Source organism: Rubritalea sp. (assembly GCF_039830215.1).
Taxonomy (GTDB): Bacteria; Verrucomicrobiota; Verrucomicrobiia; order Verrucomicrobiales; family Akkermansiaceae; genus Rubritalea.
The window spans coordinates 1-18377 of record NZ_JBDOPO010000161.1 but is presented as its reverse complement, the minus strand read 5'-3'; the positions used below and the strand labels follow the sequence as shown (position 1 = coordinate 18377).

At 47.0% G+C, this 18377-nt stretch carries 16 protein-coding genes; 9 read left to right on the top strand and 7 right to left on the bottom strand.

The features are described 5' to 3' along the window. Together ABGY95_RS05350 and ABGY95_RS05345 are read left to right on the top strand one after the other, a co-directional pair. Positions 1 to 352: hypothetical protein (locus tag ABGY95_RS05350; RefSeq protein ID WP_347440666.1), on the top strand; the 352-nt coding region annotated here is incomplete at its 5' end. Beyond that, positions 345 to 1736 (top strand): hypothetical protein, encoded by a 1392-nt coding sequence (locus tag ABGY95_RS05345; protein WP_347440665.1) that lies wholly within the window; start codon positions 345 to 347, stop codon positions 1734 to 1736. The genes ABGY95_RS05350 and ABGY95_RS05345, both read left to right, overlap by 8 nt. Here the strand turns inward: ABGY95_RS05345 and ABGY95_RS05340 are convergent. Next, positions 1708 to 3249 carry a glycoside hydrolase family 75 protein gene (locus ABGY95_RS05340; protein ID WP_347440664.1) on the bottom strand — a complete coding sequence of 514 codons (1542 nt, stop codon included), beginning with the start codon at positions 3247 to 3249 and terminating at the stop codon, positions 1708 to 1710. The two genes, ABGY95_RS05345 and ABGY95_RS05340, sit on opposite strands and share 29 nt — an antisense overlap. A 117-nt stretch (positions 3250 to 3366) precedes the next feature. Here ABGY95_RS05340 and ABGY95_RS05335 point away from each other — a divergent pair, with 117 nt between their 5' ends. Continuing rightward, positions 3367 to 4503 carry a M20 family metallopeptidase gene (locus tag ABGY95_RS05335; RefSeq protein ID WP_347440663.1) on the top strand — a complete coding sequence of 379 codons (1137 nt, stop codon included), beginning with the start codon at positions 3367 to 3369 and terminating at the stop codon, positions 4501 to 4503. Positions 4504 to 5670: 1167 nt separating this feature from the next. Here ABGY95_RS05335 and ABGY95_RS05330 read toward each other — a convergent pair. The 4 genes from ABGY95_RS05330 to ABGY95_RS05315 form a co-directional block, all read right to left on the bottom strand. Further along, positions 5671 to 5820, bottom strand: a complete 150-nt coding sequence (locus ABGY95_RS05330) for a hypothetical protein (RefSeq protein WP_347440662.1) — start codon at positions 5818 to 5820, stop codon at positions 5671 to 5673. 91 nt (positions 5821 to 5911) lie between these two features. Continuing rightward, a complete protein-coding gene (locus ABGY95_RS05325; protein WP_347440661.1) occupies positions 5912 to 6490 on the bottom strand; it encodes a thioredoxin family protein in 579 nt (192 codons plus the stop codon). Between the two features lie 428 nt (positions 6491 to 6918). Then, a complete protein-coding gene (locus tag ABGY95_RS05320; protein WP_347440660.1) occupies positions 6919 to 7053 on the bottom strand; it encodes a hypothetical protein in 135 nt (44 codons plus the stop codon). A gap of 878 nt (positions 7054 to 7931) precedes the next feature. Further along, positions 7932 to 9788 carry a DNA topoisomerase IV subunit B gene (locus ABGY95_RS05315; RefSeq protein ID WP_347440659.1) on the bottom strand — a complete coding sequence of 619 codons (1857 nt, stop codon included), beginning with the start codon at positions 9786 to 9788 and terminating at the stop codon, positions 7932 to 7934. A gap of 243 nt (positions 9789 to 10031) precedes the next feature. Here ABGY95_RS05315 and ABGY95_RS05310 point away from each other — a divergent pair, with 243 nt between their 5' ends. The 6 genes from ABGY95_RS05310 (at position 10032) to ABGY95_RS05285 (ending at position 16191) form a co-directional block, all read left to right on the top strand. Further along, a complete protein-coding gene (locus tag ABGY95_RS05310; protein WP_347440658.1) occupies positions 10032 to 11870 on the top strand; it encodes an amidohydrolase in 1839 nt (612 codons plus the stop codon). Between the two features lie 102 nt (positions 11871 to 11972). Then, positions 11973 to 13229, top strand: coding sequence for a histidine--tRNA ligase (gene hisS / locus ABGY95_RS05305; RefSeq protein ID WP_347440657.1), 1257 nt, complete (start codon positions 11973 to 11975; stop codon positions 13227 to 13229). Between the two features lie 129 nt (positions 13230 to 13358). Beyond that, the gene (locus ABGY95_RS05300; RefSeq protein WP_347440656.1) at positions 13359 to 13613 is read left to right on the top strand and encodes a four helix bundle protein; all 255 of its coding nucleotides are present in this window, start codon (positions 13359 to 13361) and stop codon (positions 13611 to 13613) included. Between the two features lie 103 nt (positions 13614 to 13716). Continuing rightward, positions 13717 to 15546 (top strand): aspartate--tRNA ligase, encoded by a 1830-nt coding sequence (aspS, locus tag ABGY95_RS05295; protein ID WP_347440655.1) that lies wholly within the window; start codon positions 13717 to 13719, stop codon positions 15544 to 15546. A gap of 98 nt (positions 15547 to 15644) precedes the next feature. After that, positions 15645 to 15938 (top strand): type II toxin-antitoxin system prevent-host-death family antitoxin, encoded by a 294-nt coding sequence (locus tag ABGY95_RS05290; protein WP_347440654.1) that lies wholly within the window; start codon positions 15645 to 15647, stop codon positions 15936 to 15938. 1 nt (position 15939) lies between these two features. Continuing rightward, positions 15940 to 16191, top strand: a complete 252-nt coding sequence (locus tag ABGY95_RS05285; RefSeq protein ID WP_347440653.1) for a PIN domain-containing protein — start codon at positions 15940 to 15942, stop codon at positions 16189 to 16191. 17 nt (positions 16192 to 16208) lie between these two features. Here ABGY95_RS05285 and ABGY95_RS05280 read toward each other — a convergent pair whose 3' ends face one another. Further along, complete coding sequence (locus ABGY95_RS05280; protein ID WP_347440652.1) at positions 16209 to 17693, bottom strand: TrkH family potassium uptake protein; 1485 nt, start codon at positions 17691 to 17693, stop codon at positions 16209 to 16211. Positions 17694 to 17699: 6 nt separating this feature from the next. Beyond that, a partial coding sequence (locus ABGY95_RS05275) for an NAD-binding protein (protein ID WP_347440651.1) occupies positions 17700 to 18377 on the bottom strand: 678 nt, incomplete at its 5' end.

The window sequence follows — 18377 nt, the reverse complement described above, 5'->3', positions numbered from 1 at the left end:
TCTAGACCTCGACTCTCTATATGACACGGAAGGGCTCAAGTACACCGGTCAAATTCAGAAAACAGACAAAGGGATAAAGGCTCTCTATTTCGAAGTCAAACACTCGAGCAAACCCATGGTCGTCCCTCTCTCTCATATCCAGTCACTCTATTTTGCAGACAGTTCGGAAAACGTAATTCAGAATAAATCTGATAATTATATTATAACCCTTCAAGGTGGTGGCTCGCTCACAGTAGAATCTATCAAGCTCTCCAGCACGGAAGTTTCAGCCAAGCATCCAATACTAGGGCAAATCACTCTCAAACCTCATTCCCTTCAAAGTATTACCTCAACCTCAAATAAAGATGAGTAACTTCAGATTTCTATCACTCATTTCGCTCGTCATTTTAGCACCGACTCTCACAGCTGAACCACCGGGCAAGCGATCCAGAGTCAACTTTGCAAATGGTGACAAAGTATCCGGCACCGTGGTCAACATGGATGCAGATTTGCTCGAATTCAAAAGCACGCTCTTTCCCAAAAACGTTTTTTTCAACAAACCCGCTATTCTAGACCTTGAACTCGATCAGTCCCAGCCCAAGATTGATATCGATTTCACACAGGCTGATCACATGGCAGAGTTACAGCTTGAGGGACGTTATGGGCAAGAAGAACAAAGAGACACCCTCCGTGGACAACTCTCACAAATTGCTGACGACCACGTTATTCTATCCACATGGTACGCTGGAGAGCTCAAAGTTCAGCGTGACTTGATTCACTCTATTAAGATCAAATCAAATCAGACCGACCTCTACTCAGGCCCTAATTCTCTGGAAGAATGGCAGGAAGAAAACTCAGCGAGCTCATGGAGGTTTGAGAACAACGCCCTAATTTCAGGGAACTCTCGCAGTGTTATTTCAAAAGACATTGGTCTGCTGGATCAGTCAGTCCTAAAGTTTCAGCTGCAATGGAAAAATACCATAGCTCTCACGCTCAACCTCTTTGCCAACTCACCCCAGAAAGCTAAACTCGAAAACTATTACGAGCTAAGAATGCAGACAAACTATATGTATATGCAAAAGAGGATCAAAAATGAGCGTCCTCCACAGTTAGATCGTGCCCCTAACTCTAGCTACGATCACGCAAGCAATTCAGCGGAATACGCCATATACATGGATAAGAAAAAAGGAGTGTTTCACGTCTTCATCAATGGTGACAAAGCCCACACCTTTACAGACCACGCAGCCACACCTAAATTGTTAGGTTCATCGATTCACTTGCGCAATGACAATGAAAACAAGATGCGCATTAGTAACATCCGTCTAGAGAAATGGAATGGAGCAATCCCGTCAGGCCTAGAAGAAGAAGAGGCACTCGAGCAACTCAAGGGCGAGGGTCAAAGAATACTCCTAGCCAATGGGGATACTGTCGTTGGCCAAATTGGAAAAATCAACAATGGAATGCTCGATGTTAAAACCGAACACGCCGATCTCAAATTACCACTTTTTGGCATTCGCGACTTGCAGCTCCCCGCCACCGAAGAAAATCATCCCAAGATGCAGTCAAACGATGTGAAAGCTTACTTTAAGGACGGAGGCTGGATCATTCTAAACGTCAAATCTATCGACGATAAATTTCTTCATGGCTCACATGAAGCCATAGGAAACCATGCGTTTAGAATCGATGCCTTTGAGAAGATTGAACTCAACATTTACAAATTAAGCTACGCTAAGATTCGCAAGGAACAGGTATGGTAGTGAGTTGACTCTCTGAGCTCTCAGGTGTCCCAGCTTCCGGCTCGGCAGCCTCCGAGGTATACCCCTCTGATTCTATAGTATCCTTTGGAACTTCATCCTCTTTGGGGGCCAATAAATCCTCCCAATGCTCTAGCTGCACTCCCTCTCCGAGGCCTCCCATTTCAGCTAAAAGCTCTGAACAACGCTGGTGCCACTTCAAGTAATCTGGAGCCGATGCCGGAGTGTCTCTGGAATTGCTGAATACGAGATAGGTCACTGTCACATCTGACACCGGGCGACTATAACTACTCGCTCTAGAATTGAGCTCTTTAGCTAAGCGCAACGAGCCTTCACCAACTTTAAATGTCGGTCCACCATCTCCAACAATTGCTGGGTACAGTTTGTCTCCATAAATCACGACAGCATAATCACCCACTCGTGCGGCAAATTTATCACTTCGGTTCGTGATCATATTCACAGGCATCACAATGAATGGATCATACTCGGCTATTAAGTAGCTGCGCGCTTTCATGTCTGCGACTCCACGCTCTAACATCTTTATCCGAGCCTTTAGCCAAGACTTCCGGTCAGCAGTCGTTTTTTTATCCGCAATCTCACGCTTAGCATTGCCAATTCTTTTTTTCCAGCCAGCGACCATCGGGTTCTCGACCTTGCCGGTCTTCTTCCAGCCGTAGCTTGTAAACGGTTGGTAGTAGGTTGAGTTGACTATTTTGTCGGGCATCTTAGCCAATCGATCACCATCCGAGCCATCAGAAACCACATCCATGTCCCCCTGAAGCAAAAGGACTTTGCGGCCCGTCGTTGGAGACTTCAGATTAAGTATCGTCTCGCAGTCGTAAAAGTTGTGCTTGGTAGACAGCTCATTAAGCTTGAGCACTTCGCGCTCAAGTCGCTTCACCTTATTTTCATAAAGTGTGTAATAGAAATCAGAAACTACTGATTTCTCTAACATTGCTGATAGACCGGGCAACAACTTTGGGAGATTTGCATTCAAGCTAGCTAGATCCACCATGCTCGTAGACGCCTTTGGCAGAGGAACTTTTAGTTTATACTCAGCCACATAACTCTTCTTATTTTTCCTCTCCACCGAAGCCAAGCCTCCTTTACTCATTTCAAATGCATAATCAAAATGAAAGCCTTTGGACATGCGGACCATGTCCCCTTTTGTCCCCACAAAATGCTCTTTCGGCACATACACCTTTTCGACAAGTATTGGGTCTACAGGCAACTCTGGAGTCACCTCTACTGGTACTTCCACAACTTCAGCTTCTGTTTCCACATGCACTACCTCCTCAGGTTCCTCATTTTCTGGTGCGTATGCCATTCGGTTGATCTCGCGTTGGGCTAGAATCAACTCCTTCGCATAATCTTTAAGTTTATGCGGAACACTGGTAAAGGGCACCACAACTGCAAACAAAACGAGTAGGAAAAACGAGGCGCGCAGCCACGGCAGGCCGCGTTTTGAACCTTCGGTTTTAGCCAGGAGTGCTTCTTTAGAGTGCTTTGAGGACATATCTAATTCTAAATTGGCAGACGATCATGATTGGTAAACTCAAAACCTCCAGCAAGGGCCAGAATTTCTGAGTCCAATCTTCCCAGCCCCCTAAAAAACAGCTATAGCCCTACTAGAATGAATACCGTAGAACTGTTGCAAAGCCTGATCCGCATCCCGAGTGTCAACCCTGACAATGATCCAGGAACTGACAAAGTTGGTGAAAATGCTATTGCCGAATACCTGAGCGACCTACTCACGCCACACGGCTTTGATGTGACATTAGAAGAAGTCTTACCTGGTCGCCCAAATGTGATTGCTAGATGCCCTGGGCCGGCTGACCGACCAAGAATATTCCTAGGTCCTCACACCGACACCGTCGGAGTTTCTGGCATGATCTTTGATCCCTTCTGTGGTGACATCAAAGACCGATGTATCCTTGGCCGAGGAGCCTCAGACACCAAGGGACCTATGGCTGCCATGCTAACAGCTCTCATAGAAAACAAAGCATTACTTGCCGAGCTACCTATCGCCATCGATTTCGTCGCCTTCATGGCTGAAGAATCCTCCCAGCACGGTTCTAAACATTTTGCCGAATGGCATGCTGAAGAATACATCTTTGGGGTTGCTGGCGAGCCAACGTCTTTAGATATCGTCTACACCACTAAAGGTTCACTCTGGCTCACTGTCGCAGCTAAAGGTACCGCGGCCCACGCTTCACAACCCGAGCGTGGTTTCAATGCCATCATGACTCTAGCTAGCTCACTCGACCACATGAATAAAAAGCTAGCAAGTAAGCTGGCCACATTCACCCACCCCGTTCTCGGGCACTCCTCATTCAATATCGGCACGATAAAAGGAGGAACTCGCCCGAATATTGTTCCCGATCACGCTGAAGCCGAAATTGACATTCGCACCACTCCTTCACTCAACGCTGAAGGTGGCGCACATGCGCTGGTACTAGGTTTCATTCAGGAACAACAACTACCACTAGAGGTGCTGAGTGCGCACGAGAATCCTCCAATGGAGACTCCTACCAGCGATCCAATTGTTCAACAATTACTCAAAGCCAATCCTGCAACCCAACTCGTTGGTGCTCCATGGTTCTCCGATGCGGCCCACCTCTCACACGCTGGTGTTCCATCGGTCTGTCTCGGGCCTGGCTCAATCAACCAAGCTCACACTAAGGACGAATTTATCAAAATTTCCGACCTCGAGGCTGGCCATACGTACTTCTCTAACTTCATTAGATCATTCGCCGAGCAACCACTCTAGCAAGCCGCCTTATTTAAAATAAAAAAGCCCCGAGCCGCATTTAGCAACTCGGGGCTTTTGATTTAAATTCGTAAACCTATGTTGTCTTAATCTTCTTCCAGAAGACACCCACTATCTTCCAACCTGGACCACCAAGCTGAACCTTCGCATAGAAGTCGATTAGAGTGCCCTTATTTTTAGGTGAAGGAACCAAGGTTACAAGAATCCTGATAGCTGTAATTGAAAGCGTACAAATGAGCGTGATCTTCCAATTAAAATCTCTCGCAATTAACTCACTAATCATATCAGGGAGGAAGAATATGATGACCCCAGCACAATAAGAGCACCCTACATTAATGTAACCTCAAAGATTGCACTAAAAGCCACCAGAACCAGTGGAGGATGCAAACTCGCCCAGTTCCAGCTCCGATAAGGAGAAGTAACTTAAATGCCTGAGAAGCATCTTTCAATGAGTCCTAGAACAGCCCCCATTATCAGCGTTACCACTCTAGCAAGACGTCTGATATACATGCACTGATGCGGTGACGCCCCTGTATTCACAAAACGTGCCTAGAAGTCATTCACGAGGTATGATGCACCAAGTTTTACTTGAGTGGACACTGTGGACATGAATGCAGAAATAAGTGATGTCTTAAACAAGACCAATCAAGCCTTTAGGAAGAAGCGTGAGCATTGCTGGGAGTCAGCTGCTAGCATCTGTAAAGTCTGGGAACATGCTAGCCTTATCACGAACAAGAGTAGCATCCAGAATCGTCTGGACACTACCAATAACTGAATGTTCGAGCTCGAAGATCACTGCCCACACTGAACCCACCATAGATAAAATGAACTGCACAAAGAGACCCCATATACCCCCCCTAAAATCAACCAGTTAAATACAATATGGAGTGAGGACATCTGTAACGAGATGAATTTAACATCCTAGAACGCCGAGAACAATCGCACCGATCATGACTATATTGAATACAGGATTTAGATAAAGTGTAAGGAGTCTGGGAAGAAATACTATCCCCTTTCCTAAGCAACGTAGTTCATAGAGTCAACATCAGTCATACCTTCAGAGCTTCGCAAAAACGAAAACTGTAAGCATGCCAAATAGCAGTCCCTTCATCACCAGTTACCTGCTACACCTTTTGCTAGGATAAGCCCTGTAACAAGATTAGGTATTTAAGATGAGTAAGTAGGATCTACCATTAAAACACCAAGAAAAAACTCCTTTACTTCTTTACCAGCCGAACGGGAAGCCCATACGCAGATAACAAGAGACACCACGAAGAAGGCGACTTCAATGCCCCAATCTGCTGCCAATATATTCATGTGTTATAAATTTTGTGAGCGAGCAAATGCGGCAACTCCAAGTCAGCAGAGAACCAGAAGTAATACGTAGATTTATTTACGCAAATTTCAACTAAAAATAGGCAGGCGCATTGCCCGGTTTCCACTTAATATTACAGCCAGTTGCTGGTTTCGTGTCTAAAATTGGCGCACCATCTTCGATCAATTGGCGGATGGCCAACTTCAGATCCCGTCCATCTATCAACTCCTTATTCCCAGGACGTGAATCGTCGTATTGTCCAGCGTAAAAAAGGCATCCAGCAGAATCTAGCAAGAAGAAATCAGGAGTGCAGGCGGCGTGGTAGCTCTTCGCTACTTCCTGAGTCTCATCGTAGAGATAAGGAAACTTCCAGCCAAATTTCTTGGCAAATTCGAGCATCTTTTCAGGTCCATCTTGTGGGTAGTTCTCCACATCATTGGAGCTAATCGCTATGGTGTTTATCCCCCACCCCTGCATTTCAGCAGCCATCTCACCTACTTGTTTAGCCAGATGCACCACGAATGGGCAGTGGTTACAGACAAACATTACAAGGGTCCCCTTCTTTCCCAGGTTCTTGGAAAGTGAAAACTCAACGCCATTTCCAGCTGGAAGTGTGAACTCAGGAGCCTTCTCTCCTGCCGTCATTGTGAATGTGGATGGTACTTCGGCCATGCCGCCGAGTCTACCGAGGAATTACGGCCTGTCCAGTCTACCTTAGCGTTGAGTTAGATTGGCATCGCTCTTCGAAGCGTTTTTAACGGAGTTCTACATCAGCCCACTCAAAAAGCGCTTTCACTTGATCAAACTCCATCTAAGATCGCTTAGGGTTCTCCGTCAGTATCACCATATTGCCATTGTATCGATACATAAATGAATGGTTCAAGATAGCACTCTCAACTCCTTTGAAAAATTGCTCAAAGCTATCGAAACTTTGAAACGTCTTGGCCACTTTCTAATCACTATCTGCCCAATGAAATGTTTCAGTAGCAATTTCGGCCATTAGCCTATTTGAATCAGGAGCATGCTCTGGCAATTCCTTAGTATACTCAATTCCTCTTAGTTTAGGCTGATGCTGCTTCCTTCTGACCTCCTGATACTCTTCATTCTTTAAACCTCTCCCCATCTAAAACTTCAGCTAGCCAAGCAACAGACTCAGCTACTAGGACTGAATCGACATAGCCTTCAACCATCTCAGAATATTCGTTGAACGGTAATTCAGTATCCTGCTCAAACATTCTTACTCCGAAGAAAGTAAAGGCACTATCACGGCAACTTTCACCAACTCTTTCAGTAGACTTGATGGGTAGCTAGATATATTTGATTACTCTTCTTTCTCTAAGATCGTTACTGAGCGCTCGGCAAACTCACTAAAAGCGAAACCATCAGCAAATTAAATATCACTACCACTAGCGGAACTACCAACCTCCAGGTACTCCAAATAAAACAAAGCATCTTCAGGAACCAATGCATCAACAGATGACGTCTCAAAGTTATAACTTGGCAAGCTCGGCCAAGCCTTTTTTACACTACCCATATATATTTTTCGACTATATCGAATACCTCTCGGTTTCCCATCAACTTTTGGCTCCGAAACCAATCTTCTGGAAGTGTATCGGCTAGCTCAGCTTAGTATTGAGACCTCAGCCAAGGTGCCATGCCGTGAATATCCTATTTTACTCATTCAGTGAGAATCACCTCGAGAGTTCTCTCGGCCTTATCACCTAATCCTTCTATGAACTTACCTTACCCTCGATCACTTTGACGCGTTGCAGAAGCTTGTCGGCAGAGAGCTAGTTCACTAACTTTTTCTGCTCAGTCGAATACGTTTCAACCATGGAGTGTTTTAGAGATCCACAAGCTCAGCACTGGGGGCGCTCGACTTTGTGGCTACTCTTTTTACTTGCGCGGAGGCTTAGCTGAAGCCTCATGGATCACCTTTGTGTCTTTTTTTCTCTTGGTGTGGGATCACCACAGCACAAGTCACTAACTCGCCAGCAACAAAGCCCATACCACACTCACTCCCAAACTTCACAAGTCGAAAAATCCTACAAGCAAATCCTACAAGCAAAAAGATCCACGCAAAACTGGCATGGATTCTTTAAACCTTAGGTCTTCAATTTAAATTCTTAACCTCCTCACTGACGACGTCATCGCGCAGATTGTCGATGATATAGAGCTGTCTATCAGGAGTGTTTTTGCCCATGTAGAATGTGAGCATTTCTTTGAGGCTTTTACCTTCTTCCATTGTCACAGGGTCGAGGCGCATATCGTCACCAATCATAAACGCAAACTCGTCAGGCGAAATCTCACCGAGTCCTTTGAATCGCGTAATTTCAGCAGCCTTACCGCATTTTTTCATCGCCGCTGCGCGCTCTTCTTCATCGTAGCAGTAGAATGTGTGCTTTTTATTGCGTACGCGAAATAGAGGAGTCTGTAGGATATGCACGTGGCCTTCGCGTACCACCTCTGGAAAGAACTGAAGGAAAAATGTAAGAAGCAAGAGACGAATGTGCATGCCGTCAACATCAGCATCCGTTGCGATAATTACTTTCTGGTAACGTAGTCCTTCTAGCCCGTCCTCAATATTTAGCGCGTGCTGCAGCAAGTTAAATTCTTCGTTTTCGTAGACAATCTTTTTGGTGAGTCCAAAACAGTTCAGTGGCTTGCCTCGGAGAGAGAACACGGCCTGCGTCTCAACATCGCGACACTTTGTGATGGAGCCTGATGCAGAATCACCCTCCGTGAGGAAAACCACGGTTTCTTCACGACGCTTATGCTTGGAGTCGAGATGCGCTCGGCAATCTCGAAGCTTCTTATTGTGCACCTTGGCTTTGCGAGCACGCTCGCGCGCTAGCTTTTTTACTCCTGAGAGTTCTTTGCGTTCGCGCTCGGAAACGAGGATACGTTTTTGCAAGGCCTCGGCCACTGCAGAGTGTTTGTGAAGGTGGTTATCTAGATGTTCTTTGAGGAAATTAAGTACGAAGGTGCGGACAGTCTCGCCATCTGGGGAGACTGTGGTGGAGCCTAACTTAGTCTTGGTTTGGGATTCAAACACAGGCTCTTCAACCCTGATAGATACAGCAGCTTCAATACCGCAACGGATATCGGATGGATCGTATTGCTTCTTAAAAAAGTCGCGTAAAACTTTCACCACCGCTTCACGGAATGCGGCTAGATGAGTCCCCCCTTGAGTCGTATGTTGTCCGTTTACAAAAGTATAATAACCTTCAGAACTGCTCAATGTATGGGTAAAGCAAATATCGAGGTCCGGACCGCTGAGCATGATTGGCTCATAGATTGGCTCTTCATCCATCTCCTCACGCAGGAGATCTAATATTCCTAGCTTAGATTTGAACTTGTTGCCATTGTAGACAACACAGAGACCTGGGTTGAGGTAGGCATAATAGCGACACATCTTCTCAACGTAGCGCTCACGGAACTTTGTCGACTGAGGGAAAATGTTACGATCTATATCAAAACAAATGCGCGTGCCGTCAGCAGCCTCGTCTTTCTTCGAGCGTTTCATCTCAGCTACCACCTCGCCCTGACTAAACTCAATCGCCTTGGTCTGACCTTCACGCCACGCTTGGATTTCAAAAAACGATGACAGAGCATTCACAGCTTTGATACCCACCCCATTAAGACCTACAGATTTTTTGAACGCTTCGGAATCGTATTTAGCACCCGTGTTGATCTTGGCTGCACAATCCATCAACTTTCCTAGAGGAATGCCACGGCCAAAATCACGTACTTCCACACGACCTTCGTCGTCGATATTTACATGAATTTCTGAGCCGTGGCCCATTACAAACTCATCAATCGAGTTATCCATCACCTCTTTCAGAAGGATGTAAATTCCATCTTCTGGACTCGAGCCGTCAGCTAATTTACCGATGTACATTCCCGGGCGGAGACGAATGTGCTCTTTCCAGTCTAAACTCTTGATGTCGTCTTCTGTATAACTTGCCATGAATAGGTCTTTGGGTGCTCTGATGGTTAACTTGCCTAAAATATCAGCGCAGCGCAACATCTATTAGATGTAGCCTGATATACTCCCACTAAAGTCACCGAAAACGAGTATTTCAAATCTACTCAAATTGCCAGTGAACACACAAAATTCTCCTTGAATAAACCCCACATTGTAGTTGGATTGTTAGGTACTCTTTATGCCAGATTTCATCGACTAAATGTCGACCATGACACCAGCTACAACATGAAAAAATCCACTCTTTCCCTAGCCACCATATTACTATCTCTGATACATCCACTCATCGCGGAAGACAATGCCGACACAATCTACCATAACGGCAGCATTCTTACTATGGATGGCGAGAAAGCGAGCTATGTCGAAGCCGTCGCGGTCAAGGATGGCAAGATTCTCTTCGCTGGGCTAAAGGAGAAAGCTTTCGCCCTAAAAAAAGACTCGACTAAGCTAAGAGATTTAGAGGGCAAGGCGATGCTCCCTGGCTTCATCGACCCACATGGTCACTTCATGTTTGCGCTAAGTATGGTCAACCAAGCAAATGTATCACTTCCGCCAGTCGGCCCAGTCACGGACATCCCTAGCATGGTGAAGCAGTTAGAAGACCATAGAAACAGCAAGAGCATCCCAGAAGGGGAATGGATAGTGGGATACGGCTACGACCCGAACGGCCTCAAAGAAAAACGCGACGCGACGAAAGCAGACCTTGACAAAGCATTCCCGAACCACCGGGTAATGGTAATCCACGTTTCTGGGCACGGAGCAGTACTCAACAGTAAAGCTCTAGAGTGGGCTAAAATATCTTCGACAACTCAGACGCCACCTGGCGGAGTAATCGCCCGCATGGCCGATGGGAATGAACCCGCAGGACTGCTTATGGAAACTGCCTATCTGCCAGTATTGGAAAACCTTCCCCAGCCTTCAGAAAGGGAGCTACTAGAGCTAATGGGACCAGCCCAGATGCTTTATGCACAAGAAGGCTACACTCACGCACAAGAAGGGTTCACACACATCAAAGACATGAACTTCCTGCAAAAGGCCGCTGCGGAAGGTAGAATTTTTCTCGATATCATTTCTCTACCAGGTTTCACCGAGGCTCCCAAATTCATGGGTAACAACAAGTACGTCTTCGGTAAGTATGAGAATAACTTCAAGTTTCAAGGCGTCAAGTTCACCCAAGACGGCTCGCCCCAAGGAAAAACCGCGCACGTCACGACTCCCTTCCTCACTGGCGGCCCAGCTGGTGAGAAAAATTGGGTGGGTGAAACAACCCAACCAAAGGAAGATTTTCAAAAGCAAGTCAAAGCTATACTCGACACAGGACTCCAAGTTTTCATTCATGCCAATGGCGACGCGACCATTGACCAATCTATAGAAGCTATAGAAAAATCTGGCATCACGGCAAAAGACGATCGCCGCACAGTAGTCATTCACTCGCAATTTCAACGGCCGGATCACTTACCTAAATACGTAGAGCTCGGCATGACTCCATCGTATTTTACCAACCACACTTTCTTCTGGGGAGATGTGCATATCGAAAATATAGGTCGGGAAAAGGCAAACTTCATTAGTCCAGTAAAGAGCGCTAGCGCTAAAGGAATCATCTACTCTAACCACACTGACTTCAACGTGACTCCACTGGATCCTTTCTTTGTTATGTGGTCAGCTATGGCACGTACATCACGTACAGGTGTCGTAGTTGGAGAAAATGAGCGTATCGACGCCTACACTGCTCTCCAAGGAATCACAACTGGTCCAGCTTGGCAGATTTTTGAAGAGGACCGTAAGGGACGCATCAAAAAAGGTCTACTCGCTGATTTTGTCATTCTTTCTACTGATCCGGCCAAAGCCACAACCGCAACTATGCGCGACATCCAAGTTCTAGAAACCATCAAAGAAGACAAGGTAGTCTTTAGTCAATCGAAGCACAAGTCCACAGCGTCACACTGGGACAAGTACGACCCGCTTCTCCACACATTTTCCAACGCAAAAGATTGCCCGTGCAGACACCATCAGCAACTACCAGAAAAAACAGTCCAAGGAAATAACGCCATTATGGCGGCAGAATAGTTCATTTCAAAATAGGTCCAGCACCTAGTTAGGATCATTCTTAGTGAGATTCGATCCAAATGAAACTTGAATATTACAAGTCGGCTGTGCAACGTCTAGCGTATGGCCGACAAGCGCTTCAACTCACTTCCTGGATTCCGTGACTTTGCACCCGATGACTGTGCAATTCGTAATTACATCTTCGCCACATGGCGCAGTGTAGCGCATCGCTACGGTTTTGTAGAATACGAGGCACCGATCCTTGAAGAAACAGCACTTTACCAAAAGAAAGCTGGCGACGAAATGAACACGCAGTTGTTCCGTTTTGTAGATCAAGGAAAGCGCGATATCACCATGCGCCCCGAACTCACTGCATCGCTCGCACGTATAGTGTCTGGTCACCAGAGGAACTACCCTAAGCCTATGAAGTGGTTCGAGATCGGCCAGTGCTTCCGCTATGAGAAACCTCAAAAAGGGCGCGGCCGCGAGTTCATCCAGTTCAATGCCGACATCATCGGCGAAGATGATCCGGCTGCTGACGCCGAGCTCATTTCTGTTGCCATCGACACCATGCTTGCTCTTGGTTTCACCGAAAAAGATTTCGTGGTTCGCGCATCAGACCGCGAATCATGGCTCAAGTTCTGCTCAGAAAACAACGTCGAAGACACCACTGGATTCCTCGGAGTCATCGACAAGATCGAGCGCGACAAGCCTGAGGTCGTTTCCAAAAAGCTCGCTAAATACAACCTTACTTCTGAATTCGTTCACGCCTTTATCAACGATCCAAAAAACGCGTCCCCTGCATTTAAGCAAATTCAGAAGAACCTCGAGGCGCGTGGACTTGGCAAATACCTCAAGCTAGATCTCACTATCGTACGCGGACTAGCTTACTACACGGGAACTGTCTTTGAGATTTTCGACACATCCCACTCGATGCGCGCTGTCGCTGGTGGTGGCCGCTACGACGACCTACTCAAGTCACTTTCCAACGGAATAGTAGACCTCCCCTGCACCGGCTTTGCTATGGGCGACATGGTGATTCGTAACTTTGTAGAAGAGACTCCACACGCGAAAGCTAAGATGGATGCTTGGCTCAAGACACAAACCCCATGTGACATATATGTGGTTGTCGCCGACGAAGAGCAGCGCCTCAACGCGCTCAAGGTGGTCACCGAACTCCGCTACGCAGGCCACAAGGTCGAATACGCAATGACGGAGACAAAATTCAACAAGCAGTTCAAGACCGCTGAAAAGCTTGGAGCTACTAAAGCACTAATTATTGGTGCAGAGTTTCCTGAAATTCAATTGAAGAACTTGACTGAGAGATCTGAAGAGATATTCACGAAGATTGACGCACTCATTGAAACTCTGAACCAATAATTAGTAAAAAGTTGGCAGTATTCAGTTGATAGTGACGCAGCACGTCACTCAGCTTCCAGCTAACGACCAACTTCAAGCCTCCAACTGAACGCTAACGATACCCTACCTATCATTTGAAAAACTCGAAGTTTGGCAAAGATCCGCCGGCAAGCAGTTAATGTGCTGGACATCGTGGAAAAATTCACCAATTTCGCGCTCAAAGATCAAATGTCTAAATCTGCTATCTCCGTTCCATCGAACATAGCAGAAGGACATGGAGGAAATAGTAATGGGGACCTCGCCCGCTTTCTAAATATCGGCAAAGAATCTAACGGTGACCTTCGTACACGAGTCTACATCGTACAAAAAAGAATTTCAACGATTCAGAATCAGCAAAACAGCTAACTCACGAGAACATCGAGATTTGAAATATGATTCATGACCTCAAACGCTCACTAGGAAGCCAGTAACTACCAACTTCAAACTACCAACTAACCACTTTAATAACATGAGAACTCATACATGTAACCAAATCAGCCGCGCAGACGTCGGCAACACCGTGACCCTTATCGGTTGGGTGAAATCTAAGCGCGACCAAGGCGCTGGCCTTATTTTCATCGACCTTCGTGACCGCGAAGGCGTAAGTCAGGTAGTATTCAAGCCTGAGAATTCTAAGGAGAATTCAGACATCGCTGAGACTCTTCGGGCGGAAGATGTTGTACAGGTCACTGGCACAGTTGAAGTTCGCCCAGAGATCGACGGTCAATCCACATTCAACGACGACATCGCTACTGGTGAAGTTGAACTCATCGTTTCTGATGTTACTGTTGTGAATCGCGCTGAAGTCCTCCCTTTCCCACTCGATAAGGAAGTAAACAACGAAGACCTGCGCCTCAAGTACCGCTTCCTCGACCTTCGACGCCCTGCTATGGCGCGCAACCTCAAGCTGCGTCACCGCATCACAAAGACAACTCGTGACGTGCTCGACGAAGATGGTTTCCTCGAAATCGAGACACCAATCCTTTCCAAGTCGACACCTGAAGGTGCACGTGACTTCCTCGTTCCTTCACGCCTCCACCCAGGCAATTTCTACGCACTCCCACAGGCTCCGCAGCAATACAAGCAGCTCCTCATGTGTAGCGGTGTTGAGAAATACTTCCAAATTGCAAAGTGCTTCCGTGATGAAGACCTCCGCGCTGACCGTCAGCCTGAATTCACTCAGATCGATATCGAGGCATCATTCGTCAACCAAGACGATATCATGGGCCTCACTGAGAAACTTCTCGGTCGCGTATTCAAGGAATCCATCGGCGCTGACGCGCCAGCTAAGTTCGAGCGCATAACATACAACGACGCTCTCAACACCTACGGATCTGACAAGCCAGACACACGTTTCGGCATTCATCTCAATGACCTCGGCGACGTATTCGCGAACTCCAAATTCAAGGTATTCTCCGGCGCACTCAAAGCGGGCGGCTGCATCAAAGCAATCAATGCTAAGGGACTCTGCGGAGCATCCACCGGTCAAATCGACAAACTCACAAAGGCTGCGATCGAAGCTGGCGCGAAAGGCCTCGCCTACATCCAAGCTCGTGGTACAACCCCAGCTGAGTGGCGATCACCAATCACGAAATTCCTCAGCGAAGAAGAACTCCTAGCGATGCAAGAGAAGCTTAACATCGAAGAAGGCGACCTCGTTCTCTTCGGCGCTGGCGACTGGGACACAGTATGCGACGTCCTCGGACGTGTTCGCCTAATGTGTGCTGACTATCTCAACCTTCTGACAGGCAACACTGACCTCAACTTCCTCTGGGTTACAGAATTCCCACTGCTCCACTTCGACAAAGAAGAAGGACGCTGGCACGCTGTACACCACCCATTCACTCGTCCTATCCCTGAGGACGAAGCGAAGCTCAAGGCTGGTGAATACGAAGGCCTCCGCGCACAAGCTTACGACGTTGTCCTCAACGGCTACGAGCTCGGTGGTGGTTCTATCCGAATCCACGAAACTGACCTTCAAGACTCCATGTTCACCGCTCTCGGTGTCACTGAAGAAGAGAAGAAGTCCATGTTCGGGCATATACTCGATGCGTTCTCCTTCGGCGCACCACCACACGGCGGGCTAGCTCTCGGTCTCGACCGCGTAGCTATGCTCGTTTGTGGCACTGACTCCATCCGCGAAGTCATTGCATTCCCTAAGAATAACCGCGGTACTGACCTTATGTCAGCTTCTCCTGCAGAAGTTGACTTCAAGCAACTCCGCGAACTATACGTGAAGAGCACCTTCAACAAGGACGACAAAAAAGGCCTCGCTAAAGGCCAGCCAGTGAAAGCGTAGATCTTCGCTAGTACCCATTCCCAAAACGCCTGCATCGAACATCGGTGCAGGCGTTTTTTTTGCGTTAAACTGACTTAGCAAAGTAACTTAGTTATTTTATGAGGGTAATCTCCACCATTCTTGAAGCGAAGAGCAACCTTTCAGAGCTGATTCAGAAAGCTCTGGCTGGTGAAGAAGTCATTACAGCAAACCGCAACCAGCCTCTCGCTATGCTGATGGCCATTGACTCGGCTGAGAAACCAAAGCGAAAGATCGGCACAGAGAAACATCTAGCCATCAAGATTGGTGATGATTTTGATGAACCTATCGACGAACTCTTTGAGAGATATTATCCTGATGAGTTAAAAACTCAAAAGATTGCCGATGATGAAGCTAAATACAAAACAAAGTAAGATGAGAATCCTCCGCGATACTCATTTCGTACTTCCGATGAATTGTGAATATGAAGTCACTAGACTTCTGCTGGATAACCAAATTCATCAATTAGGCATTCAAGCCAACTACTGCGCTGCAATAGTCGACCTCCCACTCCATCACCGTGATCCATTCGATAGAATGCTCATAGCTATAGCTCAATGCGAAAACCTCACTACAGTTAGCCGAGATTCCGCCTTCCAGGAGCACCACTTCAAGATTCTCTGGTGAATTCAGATTCGGGCAGCCTAGTACTTCTTCCAAAGAGAGGGCACGAAGAGTACCAGCACAGCAAACAGCTCTAGTCGGCCTAGGATCATAAGAAGACTCAAGAACACTTTGGTCGCAGGTAGGAAATGGGCAAAATTCTTTGTAGGACCCACCTCACCAAACCCTGGACCAATATTAAGCAACGTGGCAAAAACAGCCCCCACTGAAGTGACTAGATCTATGTCGTTCGCAAATTCTAATAACCCCATCATAAAGGATGCAATGATCACGAGGAAACAATAAAGGCAGATAAACATCACAGTCTGTGCCCTAGCCTCAGGATCGATTGAATTTCCATTCACCTGCATCTTGAAGACCTTGTGCGGCCGGAATGCTTTGACTACTTCAAAGCGAGCAGTGCGTAACAGTACGAGCAGGCGGCTCACTTTCAAACCTCCAGCGGTGGAACCTGAACACCCCCCGAGCAGCATCAGCATCGCTATCAGCACAAGGGCGAAAGTTGGCCACCGTTCATAGTCAACTGTACCAAAGCCTGTCGTGGATGCGATAGAAACCACAATAAACCATGCGTGCCGAAGAGCTGGCCAAAAACCCTCCATTTCCTTGGCCGCAACTCCCACAGCTATCAACAGAGCCGCTGAAAAACAGATAAGGAAAAACCACTTCCCTTCCTCTTCTGAGCGCAGGCGTTTCCAGCGTTTCTTCATGATTACTACCCAGATCAAGAAACTGACAGAACAAATCAACATGAAGAGGCTCAACCAGAGCTCAATCAACCAACCATTCCCCCAATCGGAATAATAGCCAATACTCGCATTGTGCGGACTGAAACCTCCCGTTGACACTGCGGTGAAACCATGGTTCACCGCAGTGTACCAGGTGAAGCCCATCGTTTTAAGTCCAATGATACAAACCGCCGTGATCGCTAAATACACCCTCCAAAGACTGATTGCGGTGTCTCGAATCCTAGCTGTACTTGCTTCACCAGTCTGGAATGAGGATTCATTACGAAAAAGTGATTTGGTACCCACTCCAAGGTAAGACAATAGGGCCACGAACAAAACGAGGATACCTAAACCACCCAACCATTGCGTCACTGAGCGCCACATCAATATCCCACGTGGCCATGACTCTATATCGGTCATCACCGTCGACCCAGTGGTGGTGAAACCCGAGACGGATTCAAATAAAGCATCAGCCGGCGCCATGGCTGGCTCACTCAGTAAATATGGTAAACCTCCAAAAATCCCTGACAAGATCCAGCCGAGTCCAACTATCACCACGCCTTCACGCCGTGGTATTTTGACAATTTTCCGCCAGCCTAACAACATGAGAGCACTACCAAAAGCGGCAGTCACTCCCGCTGACTTCATCAAAGCAGCCATCGACCACTCACAATCGCAGGAATGATCTAGCCTAGTGAATACACCACATAAGAACATGGCGACACTCTCAAGCAATAATAGTGCGCCAAGTATTTTGGCTAGGATACGGAAGTTCATGACAGGCTAACGCACTAATTTTAGGAATTGCTTACGCACCTTAGGTGTCACCATGGCGTAAATCAGATCACCTGGCTCAAGAATATCATCTGGCCCAGGAACCGAAGCATGGAGTCCATGTATCCGCGCCACTAGAATGCAGCCTTCTGGCCACTCGACTTCGCCAACCATTTTCTCGGCTACAATCGAACCTCGTTCGATCGAGGTTTCGATAACCTCGCCGGCTCCAAGTTTTTTGACCGTATGAAATTTATCTGAAGTGATGAATTTTTCTAAGTCCCGACGCGTTGCTTCGCGTGGACTAATCGCGGCCAGTATACCAAAATGCCTCCCACTACCGGAGATCGCCTGCGCGTAGTCAGCTCGGTGAATCAGAGTAAGACAATTTTTAGCTCCTAGGTTGTTGGCCTGCAAACAAGTCATGACATTATCTTCATCACTGCCTGAGGTGGCTACGAAGAAATCAACTTCGCCAACTTGCTCTTCTTCTAGCTCAGCTAGAACTGTACCATCTGTGTGAATGACTGTTGTATTTGATAAGCGGTCTGTGAGTTCTTGTGCTCGTTTTTCATCTTTTTCGAAGATACGCACCCTGCAATTCCAGCTTTCTAACATCTGAGCGAGAGTGAACCCATATTCCCCTCCACCAAAGATAACAACTTTAAGATCTGAGTCTTTGACACC